Source organism: Phycisphaeraceae bacterium (genome assembly GCA_019454185.1).
Taxonomy (GTDB): domain Bacteria; phylum Planctomycetota; class Phycisphaerae; order Phycisphaerales; family UBA1924; genus JAHBWV01.
In genome coordinates, this window is the sequence record CP075368.1 from 2057408 (window position 1) to 2074500 (window position 17093).

Sequence of the window (17093 nt, forward strand, 5' to 3'; positions counted from 1 at the left end):
GCGATGCCCGATTCACAGTCTCTCAAACGTCGGCAGAGACCCAACCAGCGGCAGTGCATACTCGACAAACTCTCGCGAAACATTGTTGTGCCCCTGGATGAACTCCTTGGGCATGTGACGTGTCTTCGCGGCCACGGCTGACAACTCCACACGCTGATACTCGCTGACATACGGCGCGCCGTTGTCCATCCCCAGCCACAGCGTCGAGCCGGAGCCAGGACGCTTGATCGCCACGCTCCCATCCAGATGCCCCTGCATCGCGACCCGGGCCGCATACTGCCCGCTTCGTCTCGCCTCCAGCCGGTCGATCGGCGACGTATCCGGCCAGCATCGCTGGATGTATCCAAATGTGTCAGCCCGGACGCGGGGCGGCTTGCCGCCCGCAGGGGTCAGCTTCGCCTTGATGAGATCGGACAACTGGTCACCCAGCGCGCCCGAACCTGAGAGCTGCACATTCCCGTGTGCATCGACCTGCCCACCCTTGATGAGCGTCGCGCCGATCGGCGTGCCGCTCGCGTCGCTGATCCCCTCAGAGACCGCGATGTGGCAACGCCCCTTCTTCGAATAAATCGCCTCTACGTCGGCAAGAAAGCGATCGGTCTCGAACGGAACCTCGGGCAGATAGATCAACTGCGGACCGTCCGTCGACTCGCCCTGCACATGCGGGTTCAGGTGCCGATCAAAACGCCGGGCGAGCGCACTCGCGGCTGTCAGAAACCCCGCGTGCCGACCCATGATCACGTTGATCTTGATCCCCGGAAGCGAGATGTTGTCCATGAAGTCCGCCATGCACGCCATCGCGACAAAGCGCGCCGCCGATGGAAATCCCGGCGTGTGGTCGTTCTCCATCAGATCGTTGTCAACCGTCTTCGGCACATGGAAGCAACGCATGTCATAGTTGGAAGCGACCGCCATCTCCCGCACGATGCGGCACGTATCGCTCGAGTCATTCCCACCGATATAAAAGAAGTATCTGATGTCGTGCTTCTTGCACGACTCAAGAATCCTCTCGCAATACGCACGATCCGGCTTGTCGCGCGTCGAGCCGAGCCCCGCCGAAGGCGTGAACGCGAGCCGATCGAGCACATCCTGGTGCGTGTCGGTGAAATCATGGAACTCGCCCTTGGTCAGCCCGCGCACAGCGTGCTTCATCCCGAGGATCTTCGAGACGTGCCCCGAGGCGTGCAGCCCCGAACGCAAACCCTCGACCACGCCGACGAGTGACTGATTGATGACAGCCGTCGGGCCGCCGGACTGACCGATCGCTGCGTTTCCACGGACAAGGTCGGGCATGGCATATCTCCTGAGGCCATCATCGTAGAGCTACCTCCGATCAGAGGCGCATGCCGTATACGACCTTGTCGTCGCCCGGGGCGTAGAAGTCCGCCAGGCGCGCCTCTTCGGCATATCCGAGAGAGATGTAGAACCTCCTGGTCGGCGCGTACTGATCGCGGCCGGACGTCTCAGCGAAGAGGCGACGGCCGCCCAAGCCGCGAACTCGCGACTCGGTCTCGCGTTGGAGGAGCCGACCGAGGCCATGAGCCCGGAAGTCGTTGTGGACGGCGATCCAATAAAGGTCGAAGGTCCCCTGGGTGCAGGGCGTCTGCCCGTAGCAGGTGTAGCCGATCGTGCGGGTGCCGCCGCTCCCATCGGGGGCGTCGGCAAAGAGAAAGCGGTACCCCTCGATCGGGCCTTTCGCGAGCGTCTCTTCGACGAGTTCGCAGGCCACATCGATCTCGTGGTCGTAGAAGAACCGCGTGCTTGACACAATCTCGCGAACGCGCACGATGTCCTCACGCATAACGGCCTCGCGCAGTGTGAGCGTGCGAAGCAGGTCGCCGGGTTGTCGAAGGGGCATGTCAGCCGCGTTCATCGTGGTTCGCTCGCGTCATGTGGGAGTGAAGGGGCGATTCGGCGTTCGATTGCGCAGCGAATGATCCGATCAACTGCCCCTGCGTAAGAGATGCCCGCGCGGCCGAGTGCCGCCGCAAATCCCGCATCGGGCGCGATGCACGGATTGGTGTTCACCTCGAGCACCCACGGCTCGTTGCGCCCATCGACCCTGATATCGATCCTCGCATACCCGGAAAGGCCGAAGACCTCCCAGGCACGCCGCGCAACGCCCCTCAGCCGGTCGATGAGCTGAGCATCCTCACGCGGAAAGTCAAACCGGCGCACAGTCCGCTTGTACTCCTCGCTGCTCTCGTCCCACTTGGCGCGATAGCCGATGACCCTCGGCTTCTCGGCGCCATACCCCTCGAAGACGATCTCGGCCGGAGGAAGAATCTCGGGCACTCCAGGCGAGCGCGGATCTTCGAGCAACGACAGATTGAACTCGCGCCCGTCGATGAACTTCTCAGCGAACCCCTCGCCCCCGAGCGCGGGCAACCGCCGTTCGATCTCTCGCTCCAATGCCTCACGAGTCTCGACCGAGACCACCGAGTCCTCGTCAAGCCCGATCGACGCGTGCTCCCAGACGCTCTTCACAATCCAGGTCGCCGACCTCGGGAACGCCCCGCCGCCGACCGCGTGCGTCGGCAGATGGCGACGGGACCGATCAATCTCGATCCAGTCCGCCGTAGGCAGATTCGATCCGCGCATCAGACGCTTCGCCGTCAGTTTGTTCGCCGTGATGAACGTCGGCGCAGACCCGTTCCCCGTGAAGGGAACAGACTGCGACTCAAGCAGCAACGGCACAAGCGGACACAGCCGCCCGCGCGACCCCAGCGTCTCGACAAGGTTGAACACCACATCGGGACGCTCGCTCAGCAGGTTTCGTTCCAGCGATGCAAGATCCAGCGAGCATGCGATCACGCTCGCCACGTGCCCGGTCTGCACCAACGCCGCACGGACCGCATCAACCTGCGCCAGCAGATCCAACGCGTCCGGAGCGGAATCCGCGGGCACGTCGTCATGAAGGATGAGGACATTCATCCCCGAGCACCCGCCGCGTCGCGCACCTGAGACCCTTCGCAAACACGCTCCATCGCGGACTCGATGATCCAACGGATCAGTTGCTCATACTCGATCCCCGCGTACTTGCAGAGAAAGACCAGATCCGACCAACCAGGCCTCAACCCAGGCAGAGGATTGATCTCGATGAATGCGGGCTTGCCGTTCCGATCGGTCCGCACATCAACCCGCGACACATCGCGACAGCCAAGCCCGCGATACGACGCAAGCGCAAGATCCGATGCCGCCCGGGCCTCGTCGTCGGTCGCAATCGAGTACGACACCTTACCGACCCAGTCATCCTTGTTGGTCGCCGAGTAAAATCCGTGTGGCGCATTCGGTCCGATGTGGATCTCCATGCATCCGAGCACCCTGGCCCGCTCACCCGTCCCCACGATGCCGACCGTGAACTCACGACCCGGCAGGTACTCCTCGACCAAGACCGGCTGACCGTACCGCTCGAGCAACGCGAGGCACACATCCCGAAGCTCACGCGGCTCCGAGATCTTCGACGCTCCCGTCACGCCCTTGCTCGACCCCTCGGCGACCGGCTTCGCAAAGAGCGGATACGCAAGCTCGATCGATCCCAGGTCACCCTCGCAACCGACAAGCCCGAATCGCGCCGTGTTCAATCCCATGTCGCGCACGACACGCTTGCACATCCCCTTGTGCAGCGTGAGCGCGCACACGAGCGGGTCACTGAAGGTATAGGGGATCCTGTACGCATCCAGGAGCGCGGGGACCTGCGCCTCACGACCAATCCCGTGCATCCCCTCCGCGATGTTGATCACAAGATCCCATCGCTCGCCCGCAACAAGGCGCTTGGCAAGATCCTTCACATGCCCCACACGCGTCGTGCGATGCCCCATCAACTCGGCGACCGCCGCGAGCGCATCGACGGTCTCGATGCTATCCAGTTCCGAGCACTCATCCGGCGTGTACCCCTGCGCGAGATACTCGTTCTTGAGGTCGTATGTCAGCCCGATGTGCATGGCCCAAGCGTATGGGGCAAGCCCCTCGACGGTGGACCTCTGTCGCCTTCAATCCTGGGGTTTGTAGACGTTTGGATTCCAGACCTCCATGTACCGCGAGGGGTCGGGCATCGGCTTGAAGCCGAACCTCGCATACAGCGCGTGGGCGTCGCGCGTCAGCAGACAGAACCGACGGAGCCCATGGAGATCCGGATGGGCCAGGAGCGACTCAATCAGCCACGTCCCCAGGCCGCGTCCCCGAACCGCGTCGAGGATAAAGACATCGCAGAGATAGGCGAAGGTCGCTCGATCCGTAACGACTCGAGCAAAGCCGATCTGCCTTGGTGCCGCTCCGGACGTCTCGTACAAACCGAACGACAGCGAGTGAGCGAGAGCCCGCTCGATCGTGGCACGCGGGATTCCCGGCGACCAGTAGCAGGTCGAGAGGAACCCGTGGATCACATCGAGATCAAGCAGCGTCGGATCGCTGGAAATGAGAAAGCCGTCCCGACGAACCGCGTAAACCATGCCCTCGGCCATGACGCGAGCGTAGCGTCACATCAGAGATTGAGCGTGGGCGCCGCGATCTGCGCCGACAGCCCCGCCCGGAGCAGGATCGCTGACAGATGATCGATGTCGTGCCGTGTGAACGCATTGAACTCATACGAGTCCGCATCGAGCACCGCATCGCAAGAGCCATCCGGGCCGATCAGCGGCACCACGGCCTCAGACATGTCCCTCGGATCACACGCGATGTAGTTCGATCCCAGCGTCCGAATGTCATCAACAAGGATCGGCTTCCGCTCAAGCATGCAGCGTCCGCACATGCCCTGAAGCCCGATCGGCGAGCACGCGGGCTTGTCACGCCTCGGACCGAGGACCATCTCATCACGCCCGGGCACTCGCAGATAAAACCCGATCCACGAGACCCCGTGCCGACCCGTCACATCCCAGAGCGCATCGATCACCTCACGCATCACACGCTCACGCTCGCCCGCGTCCGTCACATACGGGCGCGACGCGACGCGAACGTCGTGATACGGACGACGAACGGCCTGGGTATGAACTGGAGCCATCGTGCTCGACTCTGAGCGGTTCACAGCGTCGCGGACGTGAACGGCAGGAGGCCCATGAACCGGGCCCGCTTCACCGCCTGTGCGATCATCTTCTGCTCACGCGCACTCGTCGAGAGACGCTTGCGGCCGTAAATCTTCCCGTTCGGGCTCATCATCCGACGAAGATTCTCGATGTCCTTCCAATCAACATACTGAGTCCCGTTGCCGGACTTGCGGGTCACCTTGATCTTCGGGGTCTGCGTGAAACGGTTGAAGCGGCTCATTCAATGCTCCGTCGTGGACTTTCGGCCTCCAGAATCCGGAGGCGACGGGAAGGCCGGACACCTGTCCGACCGGGCCAAGACGATAGGCGTGCCCCGCCCGCGAATCCCCACACGCCCTCTCACAACCGGTCCGCACACTTCTTCCGTCTCAGCAACACCCACTCTCAAGAACCGAGGAAGGAATGCGTTCGGGTTCTCACGCCCCTCGTCGCCGACAAAGACCGTCGAGCGCGATCGACCCGGGCCCGAGCACAACCAACGCCAGAGCCGAAGCAAACAGCGTCAGGTTCTCCGCGAGCTTGCACATCCCGATCGGTCCCTCACACCCGAACGGCCCCTTCATCTTGCCGAAGCACCCGCACGTGACATCCAGGTCGCGCGCGATCACGCTCCACACCGCGTACACAAATAGACCCATCAGCGACATGGCCACGGCCGCCGCAGAGCGGCTCCACACACCCAGCACCAGCATCGCACCAACGATCAACTCCATCCACGGAACGACAAACGCTCCCAGAGCTGTCAGGTGCTTCGCATCCTCAGGCACGAGCCGATACGCCTCGATGCCGAACGCGAACTGCTGCGGGTCTCCGATCTTGACCAGCGAGGCGTACACCAGCACGCCCCCCAGAAACAGACGTATCGCGAGCAGAAGCACAGACCCGACGCCGATCGACTCGCACGCCCGAGGCCCCGTGCGGCAACACCCTCCGCCGCTCATGAGCCACCACCCTCTTCGGACTCATCGTGCGAGGCCTCAACCTCATACCCCGCCTCGACCCATGACGGAAACCCCTCGACCATGATGTGGATCGATGCAAAGCCCGCTTGCTGCAACAGAATCGCCACGTTCTCCGAAGCGTGACACTCACCGCCGCCGCAATAGATCACCACCGGCCGCGATGGATCAAGATAGGTGAGCACATCCGGCGTCCTGCTCCCCCGGAAGTCGGCCTGCGTCAGGTTGTACGCCCCCGGAATATGGCCGGGCCCATACTCGTTCGCCTCGCGCGCGTCGATGAACTCCGCATCGCCCGAGTCATACAGAGCCCGCGCCTGCGCCAGCGTGATCCGAACGTCGAGCACGACCGGCTCGCTCACGCCCGGCTCCCGATCCGGCTGTGCATCCACATCCGCGCCCTGCCCGGCTCCCGTGGCACGTATCGCCGCCGGAGCGGTCGGCCTCAGCGCCAACTGCACCGGCCGTCGCACAGAGTCGATCACGCCGATCAATCCCGCGATGCCCACGATGATGATCGCCCGCCCCACGACGCGCGCAGCAGCACCCGATCGCGCGCCGCACCCGCACGCACCCCCGCACGCCTTATCCATCTCAGCGCCCGCCCCCTCGAACGGTGGCATAGAACGGCACCTCAACCTTGGGCTGGTCCTTGTTGTCCGTCGTGAACTCAATCTTCCCGCGAATCGGCTGCACCGCGTTCGGCGCGGTCCCCGTCAGCACAACCTTCACCTCGGAGGTGCCGCCCTCGGAGATCGCCTCGACTTCCACAACCAGATTCCCCGCATTCGCCGGCACAACCTGCGACTTCAGAATCTTGAACGGCTTCCCGCTCCTGCTCGTCACCCTGAACTCCGCACGAAGCGGATCCCCAGGACGGACAACTCCGAGCGAGATCCGATTCGGATTCGGCACCAGGTCGCCGAGCACCTCCGCGATCACCTGCTGCTGAACGACCGGCTTCTTCGGGTCGTTCGTGCGAATCGCGATCGTCTCGCTGTGATTCCCGATCGGCACCGTCGGCGCAAGCGTGACCCGCACCGGGTACTTCCTGAAAATCTCCCCTTCCTCGCTCTTCACCTCGCTCGCCTCGCCCACCTCTGCGCGGAAGACGACCTCGTTCGTCACCGCGACGCTTTCGACCTTGAACCCGGGCACCCGCGAAAGCACCTCGATCACCACGGCCCGCGGATCGCCCTTGTCAATCCTCGAGAAGTGGGCGACCGCCGGCTCCGTCCAGGTCATCTGCTTGACGTTCGCGTTGATCACCAACTGAACCTGCTCCTGATCCCGAGCATTCGTCAGAAGCGTCACCGTCTGGTGCTGCATCCCCTTCTTGTGCGCCGGATGGAACACGACCTTGATCGTCGCCGACTCACCCGGAAGCAGCGAACGCTTCGAGATCTCCGGCACCGTGCAGCCGCACGTCGCGCGGTGATCGAGAATCTCCAGCGTCGTATCCCCCGTATTCGTGAATCTGAACGTCGTGTCAACGTTCACATCGTCGAGCACCTCGCCGAAATCGTGCGTCGTGCGATCGAAGCTGATCGCCGCATTCCCGAGCAAAGGCGACGCGGCAGGGGCCGGCGCAGCGGGCGGCGCGAGCAACTGCGCGCACGCACGATGGCCCACAAACGTGCCCACAACAATCATCGCGGCTGTTGGCAGGGTTCTCATCCGAATCCTCCTACTCCCGGTCCGTCAATCACGGCACACACACACAAACCACACCCCGTCCGACCTCGAACGGCGATGAGAGACTCACGCGCCGAACTATACGCATCGGCACGCCACGCCCCCGAATCAAGTCCGTACCGAAGCTCCCGCCCGAAGGTTGCACCCTCCCGCCAGGAAGTTACGCACACCCCTCCGCGAACGCCTGCATGAAGTCCAACAGATCCAGGATGTCCACCAGACCATCCGAGTTCACGTCCGCATCCCGAAGCGGGTCAGGGCACGGCGATGGCTGCAACTGGCACCCGCCGAACGCGTCGAAGAAGTCCAGAAAGTCCAGGATGTCCGCCGAGCCATCCCGATTGAAGTCCCCAAGACACACCCGAGGCCCAGCCGCAACACCTTCGACCTCGCTCGCGATCGTCACATCGATCCGCTGAAACTCGAGCGTCAGCAGCACCTTCGCAGGCGTGTTCGGATCCAGCGTCGGCAGATCGAGCGGCACATTCTCAACCGCCGGGAACGGACCCGGAATCTCCGAGCTGTTCGACAGATTGATCCCAAGCGTCAGCATGGCTCCATCGACCGTCGGCGTCAGCGTCCCGCCGATCGGAGCCGCGATCGCAAACGTCCCCCCCTGCCCCGGCTGGCCAAGCACCGTCGCATCAAACGTGACGTCGAGCCATGCGACCCCTGCCAGCGTGTACGAGCCGTCTCCGTTCGGCGTCAGCGTGCCGACCGAATCACCCGCCCCAAGCGTCGCCGTGAGCACGGTGATCTGTGCGTTCCCGATCGGAATCGTGATCGGTATACCGCCCGGATAGAGAAACGTCGGACTCACCGTCCGAAACGTCGAATACGTGATGGTCGCGCTGATCGGTGCCTCGATGACTACCTCATTCAAGAGATCGATCCAAAGCTCAGAGATCGCGAACGTCCCCGCGCCGGTGTTTGCGAGCAGCGTCAACACACCCCCGGGCGATGTCTCGCTCTCCTCACCCACGTTGACATCCAACGAGATCGGGATCGGGTTGTTCCCGCTCCCGCCGAAGATGCCGGGCAGTGTCCGCGTCCCCGTCGGGTTGGTCGTCGCGTCGTAGTTCCCGATCAGCGTCCCAGTCGAGGGCGCGAAGATCGAGTTGTCCACCACCACCCTGGAAGACGGCTGGAGCGTCAACCGATACGCATCCGAAGCCATCGACGATGTGGCACCAATCGCCCCGACAAAGGCACCGACAAGAGCACCAACACACATCCGAGCAACGCGTGACATACCTCTCTCCATCTCACAGGGTCCAATTCCAGAGCACGGCCAAACCCAATATACAGATCAACCTCCCCCGAACCAGCCCATTCTGATCAGTTATTCGGCCTCTGCACCCTGGACTCGCTCGGCATCCTGGAAGTACGTCCGAAGATCCCCTCGCAGATAGGCATCCAACGCCTCATGCACCTGATCCGGGTGCGTCGCCAGCCGGATCGCCTCCTTGAACGGCTTCACCCCATGCCGCGTGCCGCCCGGCTCCATCCCGAGCCGCTTGGCAAACCACGAGATCCGCCTCGAAATCTGGAACAGCGCGTACCGATCGTCCCGCTGCTCGCGCATCAGCGTGAAGAACCGCCGGATCATCTCGATGATCTCGGGCTCCGTCGGTGCCGCAGGTGCCGTGCCCGTCGTGAGCACCCCCCACGCGCTCCGGAAGATCCACGGCGTCGAAAGCGCGCCCCGCCCGATCATCACGCCCGCGCACCCCGTCTCGCGCATCATCCTCGCCGCATCCTCGGGCTCGCGCACATCCCCGTTCCCGATCACAGGGATCGCGCCCCGCACCGACTCCACCACCCGGGCGATCCCCTCCAGCCGCACGCTCCCCGCGAACTTGTCCTCCGTCGTCCGCCCATGCACCGTGACCGCGCTCACCCCCACATCCGCCAGCATCCGCGCGAGATGAGGCGAGCACGCGCTCCCCGACTCATAATCCGATGTGTGCCAGCACAACCGCATCTTGCACGTGAGAGGAACAGTGACGGGGAGAGGCGATGGGGAATGGGCAACGGGCAATGGTGAAGAAAGGGACTCAACGCGGTGGGCCGCGGAGGGCCGCGGAGGCGAAGCGGGCGAATGAGAGAGGGAGGAAGCGGCAATGCGGGCATCGCCCAGTCGCTTCGACCACTCCGCCGCCGAGAGCGGGATGGTGTCGAGTTCCTTTCGCACGCGCTCGGCAACCGCAACAGCCCGGGAAAGATCGGTCAGAAGCTTGGATCCCCCGTCCTTCTTGGTCACCTTGTCGACCGGGCACCCCATGTTGATGTCCACCACGGTCGCGCCGTGCTCCACCGCCCACCGCGCCCCCTGCGCCATGATCTCCGGGTCGCTCCCGTAAAGCTGCATCCCCACCGGCTTGTCAAAGTCGTTCGTCTTCGCAAGGTCCAGCGACGTCGCCGTCCCCCGGAGCAACCCCTGAGGCGACAACAGATCCGTGCACGCCAAGCCCAGCCCGCCAAACTCGCGGCACACCGTCCTGAACGCCAGATCGCAATACCCCGCGATCGGCGCAAGCAACAGGTTCGTCGAAAGTCGCAGCGGACCGATCTGGAGGGGCTCAAGCGTCACAGAGAATCGTAGTGACCGCGCGTTTGTGTGATCAGCACCATCCTGCTTTACTTGGAGGCATGGCATTGCCCCTCTCCGTCGCAATCGTCTGCAGGAACAACGCCCCGACCATCGGTCGGACCCTCGATTCCGTGCGGGGTCTGGCCTCAGAGATCGTCGCCGTCGACTCCGGCTCGACCGATGAGACGATCCCGATGCTCGAAGCCGCCGGGGCACGCGTCATCCGCTCCCCGTGGCTCGGACACGTCAGGACCAAGCAACTCGCCCTCGAGTCCTGCACCCACCCCTGGATCCTCTCGCTCGACTCCGACGAGAGCGTCGAGCCCGAACTCGCACGCGCCATCGACGCCGCGCTCACCCGCAACGACCCCGCCGTCCGCGGCTACGAACTCAACCGCAAAATCTTCTACGCCGGACGCTTCCTCCAGCACACCTACCAGCCCGAGTGGCGCCTCCGCCTCGTGCGTCAGGGCGCCGCCGCATGGGGCGGCCTCGACCCCCACGATAAGCTCTCCCTCATCAAAGCGCCGGGTGCCCCCGCATACGTGGCCCGCCTCTCCGGCGACCTCCGCCACGACTCCTGGACCACCATCGCCGATCACCTCGCCAAGCAGGTCGGCCACGCTCGCATCTCCGCCGAGAGTCTCTTCAATGAAGGACGCCGCACCAACGCCGCCCGCCTCGTCATCTCCACCATCGGCGCGCTCTTCAAGCAGATCGTGCTCCGCTCGGCGTGGAGGGATGGATGGCGAGGGTGGGCCGCCGCGGGTTCTGCCGCGGCGGGGACGCTGATGAAGCACGTGATCCTGTTGGAGAGGCAATCCAAGCCATTCACCACGGAGGGCCACGGGAGGGCCACGGAGGAGAGTGGGAAAGAGGCCTGAGGACCGACGGGCGAGCTTCGTGTGTGAAAGTCGGTGGATTGCCGCACCGGCAACAAGTTGCCTGGGGAACGTCAGGGCATTGCGATTCGGCATACGATTGGTGGATGACGGGCGGCAGCGAGCTGCCCGTGGTTGACGCCGCGTGAGCGTGCCCGCTCGGGTGCGCACGGCGAACCCTTTGCGAGCGCTCCACACTCATGTCTGACGTTGATACCTCTTCCGCCTCGTCGTCACCGTTCGATCACAGTTCTGGATACTCACACGAGGGTGGTGAGGGCGGCTCCTCTTCGGGTGGAAGTGGCAGTGGCGGTGGCGGTTCGGATGGAGGCGGCACGTCTGCGGGTGGGGGCGGAGATGGCGGACCTCGCAAGAAGCGGCGCCGTCGGCGCGGCCGCAGTCGCGGCTCGAATCCCGATGGATCTCCCAACGCCGCCCCAAACGGCGGTACCGATGGCGGCTCCGGCTCAGCCCATGGTCACAGAGACGGAGGCGCATCCGCCGGACGCCCGTCGCCCGTCCCGAGCGCCGAAGGCAGTTCCTCCGGCGGACCTCGATCTGAAGGACGAGGAGATGGTGGACGGCGCAGTGGTTCAGGTGGCGGCGGCGGACGAGGACGCGGTGGAGGTGGAGGTGGAGGTGGCGGTGGCGGTGGCGGTGGCAGAGGTCGAGGCGGACGCGGACGTGGTGGCGGCGGCTACGGAGGCGATTCCTACGACGACGATCGACCCATCACCGCTTCCAACGAGGACATCTCGCTCGGCGGCATGGCAGGCGAGATGGTCGAGATCGTGAAACTCGACCACGATCCGGACCTCGACGTCCCGGATCCCGTCGCCCCCGAGCACAAGCCGCTCTCCCCCGAAATCTTCGACACCGAAATGACCTTCGAGCAGCTCGGATTGACCGAGCCGATCCAGCGTGCGATCAAGGCGATGGGGTTCCGGCATCCCACACGCATCCAGGCCCAGCTCGTTCCCGTTGCCCTCACAGGCAAAGACGTGCTCGGCCAAGCCAAGACCGGCACCGGCAAGACCGCCGCGTTCGGTCTGCCCCTGCTCAACATGTGCACACCCGGCGAGCCCTTCCAGGCACTTATCCTGGGCCCGACGCGCGAACTCGCCGTGCAGATCCACAACGACCTCGCCAACTTCGGTCGCTACACAGGCCTCAGCGCTGTCACCGTCTACGGAGGCAAGCCGATCCGCCAGCAGGCGGCACGCCTCGCCAAGAACCCCGAGATCATCGTCGGCACACCCGGGCGCGTGATCGACATGGTCGAACGCGGACACCTCCGCCTCCACAACGTCAAGTTCGCCGTCCTCGACGAAGTCGACCGCATGTTCGACATCGGCTTCCGCGACGACATCCGCAAGATCCTCAAGATGTGCCCGACCGATCGCCAGACCATGTTCGTCTCGGCGACGATCTCGAACGAGATCGAGGACCTTGCCCGTCGCCACATGCGCGACCCCGAGAAGATCGTCACCTCCTCCGGTTCGCTCACCGTCTCGCTCGTCCAGCAGCACTACCTCACCGTCCAGCCGTGGGACAAGAAACGCCTCCTCGCACACCTCCTGACCCACGAAGAACCCGCGCTCACAGTCGTCTTCTGCCGCCTCAAGCGAACCTGCGACGAACTGGTGCAGTATCTCGCTCGAAAGGACATCGAGGCACACGCCATCCACGGCGATCTCCCCCAGAGCAAACGCAACGCCGTCATGGCTCAGCTCAAGAGCGGCAAGCTCGAAGTGCTCATCGCCTCCGACCTCGCATCCCGCGGCATCGACGTTGACGGCGTCACGCACGTCATCAACTACGATCTCCCCGAAGACCCCGACATCTACGTCCATCGCATCGGACGCACCGCCCGCGCCGGAAAGCAGGGCGTCGCATGGTCGCTCGTCACCCCCGAGCAAGGCGAACTCCTGACCCAGATCGAGCACCTGATCAACACCGAGATCCCCAAGCTCGATTACCCGGACTTCCAACCCGGCCCCGTCCCCGACGGCTACCGCCAGCAACGCGAGCAGGACGCCCAGCTCAAGCAGATGCGCTCGCAGAAATTCAATCGCTACGCAACGCCCGCGCCGCCCCCGGCCGGCGCAGCCGCCACCGCCGCCCAGCCCGTGGACCAGGAGAAACTCGCCGCGAAGTTCCCCGGTGGGATCATCCCGACGCAACTCCCGACCAAGCGCATGTTCGGCAAGGTCCGCACAAGCCGCACCGCCAAACTCGACGCCGCGCCGCCGCCGCCCCCACCCGGCGGAACGCCGCCCGCTTCGACTTGAGTCGGTTGCCGCGGCTCACTCCCGCGCCGCTTCACTCATTGTGATGCTCGATCGGGAACCCCTCGGGCGAGAAACGCCCGTTGATCGACGCCCCGCCGGGCAGCGACGTGTACAACTCGATCGAGATCTGTGAGATCGGCATCGGCACACCCTCGATCTCCGGCCGCGCCGAGGGCGTGATCGTCGCCATCACCATGACCGGTGTCCCATCCTTCACATGCCGCATCGGCTTCTTCACATCCGGATCGCCGCCCGTCATCTCGATCATCCGGCGATGCGTCGGGTGGTGATACCACACCCGCGCAGACTCGACATCCTTGAACCACGCAACGATCACGTTCTTCCCGCTCTGCGTGCGCGCCGACTCAACACCCAGACACCCGTCCACGCTCTGCAGACTCTCCGCGAGCATGGCCCCGAAATCCGGCCCGCCCCGCTGCTGCCCACCCGCGGGCTGCGCCGGCTGTCCAAGCACCGCCGAAACCCCGCTGAACGCAGCAAGCCCGGCCGCACCGATCAACGCCGAAACGACAATCGCCCTCGCATCCATCGAACCTTCTCCCTTCGCAATCACCCGGCCACCCTCGCGACGCGCAAGCGTGCCCGGTCACAGTTGGCAATCATGTGCCGCAGGTTTCCACCCTTGTGTGTCAATGTGCTCCGCCACCTTCTGCCGGCTCCGGCTTCACCACGACCGTCACCATGTTCTCAGGCCTGTAGTACTTCGCAAACGTCGAACGGATCGCCTCCGCATCAATTCTCTGGTACGCCTCAGGATCGGCAAGGATCTCGTCGAGCGAATCACCCCGGAACGTCATCTGCCCGATCCGCCGCGACCAGTACCCCGGCTCCAGCAGGTCCTGCTGGAACGTGTTGGCAATCTGCTTTCTGGCGACATCAAGCTCCTCCTCGCTCGGGCCCTCCTTCGCGAAGGCGTCGTACATCGCCCCAAGCTTCGCCACAAGCGCATCCGCCTTCGCCGGCTCCGTTGGCGCTGCCGCCGAGAACATCCCGAACCCCGGGTACGTCGTCCCCGGCCTCGATCCCGCGCCGATGCTGTAGACCAGTTGCTCCTTCTCCCTCACCTCGGTCACCATCCGTGTCGACATGATGCGAGACGCAAGCGCCATCGCCCGAGCATCGTCACGATCCAACTGGTCGGCCCCGTAGAAGCCCGACATCACAAACGCCTGCTGCGTCGGCGTCTTGATCACCTCCGTCACCACACGCGGCCCCACCGGCCGCTTCAATGATCGCTCGGAAGAGAACAGCGTCGCACCAACCCGCTCACGCGCTGGCAACGAACCGATATACCGCTCGACGAGTGGCATCAACCTCCCGCGATCAATATCCCCGACAATCGTCACCTCGATCGGCGAGCCGCGCACAATCGCATCGAGCCACGTCTGCGCCTCATCGAGTTTCAAACGATCAACCTGCGCAACCGTCAGCGGCTGCACCCTCGCCACATCCGCCGGATACATCGCCGCAGAAGCAACACGCGTCCCGTACCGCAGTGGGTTCGTCTCCGACTCAAGAATCGACTCCCGTGAGGCCGTCACGAACTGCTCAAACGCCGACGGCTCGATGCGCGGCTCAGTCAGAAGAAGATGCGCAAGCTGGAAGCCCGGCTCAAGATCCTCCGGACTTCCGGAGATGCTCAGCGAGATCGAGTCGGTGTTGCTTCCCCCGCCGCCGCCGCCTCGCCCGCCGCCGAATCCCCCGCCTCGGACAGATACCTTCTTCCCGGTCATCAGCGAGCGAATCTCGCTCGAAGACAGCCCCATCGTCGCCGGTCGCGACCAAGCGAGCGTTGCCGCGCCCGTGATCCCGCGGTTCTGCGCCGTCTCCAGCAGCTCGCCGCCGATCAGGTCGATGCTCACCGTGACCTGGTTCTCACGCTCCTTCATCTCCCTGAAGTGGACCCTCACGCCGTTCGAGAGCCAGCCGGACCACACGCGGCTCGCCTCGTGCATCGCGCCCTCAGACACCTTCCCCGGCTCCGGCAACTCGGTCATCAACGCAACCGCGCCCTCGCTCTCGGCCTCAGGCGTCGGCTTCACCGCCAGCGCGGCAACGCCGATGTCGAGCAGCTCCTGCTCCGTCGGCACCGTCGGACCCGAGGGAAGCGTCACGCCGAACGAGACCGCCGAAGTGTCAAACTCTGTCCTGAAACGCGAAGACACCTCCTCATCCGTGATCGTCGGCAGAAGCGCGTTGATCAGATCCAGCCGCTGCTTCGCGGACATCGTCGGCCTTCCCGCGGCCACATCGCTGTTCAGCCGACCGATGATCATCTGCGCAGGCCTCGTCGCCTCCGTCTCCACGGCACGCTCCGCGCCGGACACGATCTCTCTCCTCGCCTCCTCGATCTCCCGCGCCGAAAAACCAAACGCTCTGGCCCGTTGCAACTCGAGCGCGATCTCCTCCAGAGCCGCTCTCCACATGCCCGGCTTCGCGCGCCCGCTGATCTCCGCCGTATGGATCGCGCGAGACTGCGTGCCGCTGCTCGCACTCGCGCTCATATAGCTCGTCCCGCCCGCTGCAACCTTGTTCGACAGCCGACGGTTCATCGCGAACTGCCCAAGCGAATCGACAAGATCCTCACGCATGCCCCCAACCGTCGTCACCGGACGCCGCGCCGGCTCCAGCCGAACGATCTGCACCGATTCCGTCCGAACCTCCGGATCATGCGTCACGATCGCGAAGCTCTTCTCGTATGCACGCACGCCCACATCCTGGGACACAGGCACAGGACGCGCCGGCAATCCGCCGAAGTGCGCCTCGATCACACCCTTCACAACCTCCGGATCAGCATCCGCGACCACCATCAGCGTCGAGTTCGACGCCCCGTACCACGCGTCGTAGTACGCCCGGAAGTCCTCCACCATCACGCTGTTGATCGTCTCCTCGGTGCCGATCGGCAGACGCACGCCGAATAGCGAGCCGGGAGCCATCTTCTCAAGCATCTCATACTGCGTCCGCTGACGCCCCGAAAGCCCGCGCCGACGCTCTTCCTGAATGATCTGGCGCTCCTCCTCGATCTCCTCGGGCAGCAGCGACAACCTCCCCACAACATCCGCAAAGAAACGCATCCCGTCGCCCAGCGTCTCCGGCTTCGCGTCCGGCAGCGACAACTGGTACACCGTCTGGTCGAAACTCGTAAACGCATTCTGGTCGCGCCCGAACGTCATGCCCAGCGATTGGAAGAACGGCACAAGCGAACCCGGCGCGAAATTCTCCGAACCGTTGAACGCCATGTGCTCCAGGTAGTGAGCGATCCCACGCTGACGGTCCGTCTCATTCAGAGATCCCGTCCCGATGTGGATCCACATCACCGCACGGCCCGGCGGCACCGCGTGCTGCTTGATGATGTACCGCAACCCGTTCTCAAGCCGACCAGTCACCAGAGTCGGATCAACGGGCAACGCCGTCTCCGCATTCCACCCCTGTCCGACCCCGCGTGCCTCACCGCTTCGCGCGCCGCGCTGACGCTCCGGCTGCTCAATCTCCGTCAGTCCGCTCCCGACCGCATGTCCGCAGACAAGCAGCACCATCGCGCAAATCGACAACCCCGTGCGGCGTTCAAACATGATCGGCCTCCAGTTCGTGCGCGGCAGCCCGCCGCGTCA

Annotated in this window: 17 protein-coding genes; 3 read left to right on the forward strand and 14 right to left on the reverse strand. The window is 64.3% G+C overall.

From position 1 onward, the window contains the following. Window positions 1-12: 12 nt before the first annotated feature. From KF838_08745 to KF838_08800, 12 genes are all read right to left on the reverse strand, one after another. Window positions 13-1293, reverse strand: a complete 1281-nt coding sequence (locus KF838_08745) for a 6-phosphofructokinase (GenBank protein QYK46872.1) — start codon at window positions 1291-1293, stop codon at window positions 13-15. A 40-nt stretch (window positions 1294-1333) separates the two neighbouring features. Further along, window positions 1334-1858, reverse strand: a complete 525-nt coding sequence (locus KF838_08750; GenBank protein QYK46873.1) for a GNAT family N-acetyltransferase — start codon at window positions 1856-1858, stop codon at window positions 1334-1336. A gap of 11 nt (window positions 1859-1869) precedes the next feature. Then, window positions 1870-2934, reverse strand: coding sequence for a hypothetical protein (locus KF838_08755; GenBank protein ID QYK46874.1), 1065 nt, complete (start codon window positions 2932-2934; stop codon window positions 1870-1872). Beyond that, window positions 2931-3944: an ATP-grasp domain-containing protein gene (locus tag KF838_08760; protein QYK46875.1), complete on the reverse strand. Its 1014-nt coding sequence runs from the start codon at window positions 3942-3944 to the stop codon at window positions 2931-2933. Before KF838_08760 ends, KF838_08755 begins: the two co-directional genes overlap by 4 nt. A gap of 48 nt (window positions 3945-3992) precedes the next feature. Beyond that, the gene (locus KF838_08765; GenBank protein QYK46876.1) at window positions 3993-4463 is read right to left on the reverse strand and encodes a GNAT family N-acetyltransferase; all 471 of its coding nucleotides are present in this window, start codon (window positions 4461-4463) and stop codon (window positions 3993-3995) included. A 20-nt stretch (window positions 4464-4483) separates the two neighbouring features. After that, window positions 4484-4999, reverse strand: coding sequence for a GAF domain-containing protein (locus tag KF838_08770; protein ID QYK46877.1), 516 nt, complete (start codon window positions 4997-4999; stop codon window positions 4484-4486). A 20-nt stretch (window positions 5000-5019) separates the two neighbouring features. Beyond that, window positions 5020-5262 carry a 30S ribosomal protein S18 gene (rpsR, locus tag KF838_08775; GenBank protein ID QYK46878.1) on the reverse strand — a complete coding sequence of 81 codons (243 nt, stop codon included), beginning with the start codon at window positions 5260-5262 and terminating at the stop codon, window positions 5020-5022. A 196-nt stretch (window positions 5263-5458) separates the two neighbouring features. Then, window positions 5459-5983: a DoxX family membrane protein gene (locus KF838_08780; GenBank protein QYK46879.1), complete on the reverse strand. Its 525-nt coding sequence runs from the start codon at window positions 5981-5983 to the stop codon at window positions 5459-5461. After that, entirely contained in the window at window positions 5980-6624 is a 645-nt protein-coding gene (locus KF838_08785; GenBank protein ID QYK46880.1) for a rhodanese-like domain-containing protein, read from the reverse strand. Before KF838_08785 ends, KF838_08780 begins: the two co-directional genes overlap by 4 nt. After that, entirely contained in the window at window positions 6596-7678 is a 1083-nt protein-coding gene (locus KF838_08790; GenBank protein ID QYK46881.1) for a DUF1573 domain-containing protein, read from the reverse strand. Before KF838_08790 ends, KF838_08785 begins: the two co-directional genes overlap by 29 nt. A 178-nt stretch (window positions 7679-7856) precedes the next feature. Beyond that, the gene (locus KF838_08795) at window positions 7857-8948 is read right to left on the reverse strand and encodes a hypothetical protein (protein QYK46882.1); all 1092 of its coding nucleotides are present in this window, start codon (window positions 8946-8948) and stop codon (window positions 7857-7859) included. Window positions 8949-9038: 90 nt separating this feature from the next. Further along, window positions 9039-10289 (reverse strand): tRNA-dihydrouridine synthase, encoded by a 1251-nt coding sequence (locus tag KF838_08800; GenBank protein ID QYK46883.1) that lies wholly within the window; start codon window positions 10287-10289, stop codon window positions 9039-9041. A 59-nt stretch (window positions 10290-10348) separates the two neighbouring features. On the opposite strand from KF838_08800, the gene KF838_08805 reads away from it, so the two are divergent. The 3 genes from KF838_08805 (at window position 10349) to KF838_08815 (ending at window position 13461) form a co-directional block, all read left to right on the forward strand. After that, a complete protein-coding gene (locus tag KF838_08805) occupies window positions 10349-11173 on the forward strand; it encodes a glycosyltransferase family 2 protein (GenBank protein ID QYK46884.1) in 825 nt (274 codons plus the stop codon). A 291-nt stretch (window positions 11174-11464) separates the two neighbouring features. Continuing rightward, window positions 11465-11965: a hypothetical protein gene (locus tag KF838_08810; GenBank protein ID QYK46885.1), complete on the forward strand. Its 501-nt coding sequence runs from the start codon at window positions 11465-11467 to the stop codon at window positions 11963-11965. Further along, on the forward strand, window positions 11938-13461 hold the full coding sequence (locus KF838_08815; GenBank protein QYK46886.1) for a DEAD/DEAH box helicase: 1524 nt from the start codon (window positions 11938-11940) through the stop codon (window positions 13459-13461). Before KF838_08810 ends, KF838_08815 begins: the two co-directional genes overlap by 28 nt. Window positions 13462-13492: 31 nt before the next feature. Here KF838_08815 and KF838_08820 read toward each other — a convergent pair whose 3' ends face one another. Both KF838_08820 and KF838_08825 read right to left on the reverse strand, forming a co-directional pair. Continuing rightward, window positions 13493-14011 carry a hypothetical protein gene (locus KF838_08820; protein ID QYK46887.1) on the reverse strand — a complete coding sequence of 173 codons (519 nt, stop codon included), beginning with the start codon at window positions 14009-14011 and terminating at the stop codon, window positions 13493-13495. A gap of 100 nt (window positions 14012-14111) precedes the next feature. Next, entirely contained in the window at window positions 14112-17054 is a 2943-nt protein-coding gene (locus tag KF838_08825) for an insulinase family protein (GenBank protein ID QYK46888.1), read from the reverse strand. Between the last annotated feature and the right edge of the window lie 39 nt (window positions 17055-17093).

Coding starts and splice junctions, on each gene's coding strand:
- KF838_08760 (QYK46875.1), bottom strand. CDS start 3,944: ATGCACATCGGGCTGACATACGACCTCAAGAACGAGTATCTCGCGCAG.
- KF838_08780 (QYK46879.1), bottom strand. CDS start 5,983: ATGAGCGGCGGAGGGTGTTGCCGCACGGGGCCTCGGGCGTGCGAGTCG.
- KF838_08770 (QYK46877.1), bottom strand. CDS start 4,999: ATGGCTCCAGTTCATACCCAGGCCGTTCGTCGTCCGTATCACGACGTT.
- KF838_08805 (QYK46884.1), top strand. CDS start 10,349: ATGGCATTGCCCCTCTCCGTCGCAATCGTCTGCAGGAACAACGCCCCG.
- KF838_08765 (QYK46876.1), bottom strand. CDS start 4,463: ATGGCCGAGGGCATGGTTTACGCGGTTCGTCGGGACGGCTTTCTCATT.
- KF838_08825 (QYK46888.1), bottom strand. CDS start 17,054: ATGTTTGAACGCCGCACGGGGTTGTCGATTTGCGCGATGGTGCTGCTT.
- KF838_08750 (QYK46873.1), bottom strand. CDS start 1,858: ATGCCCCTTCGACAACCCGGCGACCTGCTTCGCACGCTCACACTGCGC.
- KF838_08820 (QYK46887.1), bottom strand. CDS start 14,011: ATGGATGCGAGGGCGATTGTCGTTTCGGCGTTGATCGGTGCGGCCGGG.
- KF838_08745 (QYK46872.1), bottom strand. CDS start 1,293: ATGCCCGACCTTGTCCGTGGAAACGCAGCGATCGGTCAGTCCGGCGGC.
- KF838_08790 (QYK46881.1), bottom strand. CDS start 7,678: ATGAGAACCCTGCCAACAGCCGCGATGATTGTTGTGGGCACGTTTGTG.
- KF838_08815 (QYK46886.1), top strand. CDS start 11,938: ATGGCAGGCGAGATGGTCGAGATCGTGAAACTCGACCACGATCCGGAC.
- KF838_08795 (QYK46882.1), bottom strand. CDS start 8,948: ATGTCACGCGTTGCTCGGATGTGTGTTGGTGCTCTTGTCGGTGCCTTT.
- KF838_08785 (QYK46880.1), bottom strand. CDS start 6,624: ATGCCACCGTTCGAGGGGGCGGGCGCTGAGATGGATAAGGCGTGCGGG.
- KF838_08755 (QYK46874.1), bottom strand. CDS start 2,934: ATGAATGTCCTCATCCTTCATGACGACGTGCCCGCGGATTCCGCTCCG.
- rpsR (QYK46878.1), bottom strand. CDS start 5,262: ATGAGCCGCTTCAACCGTTTCACGCAGACCCCGAAGATCAAGGTGACC.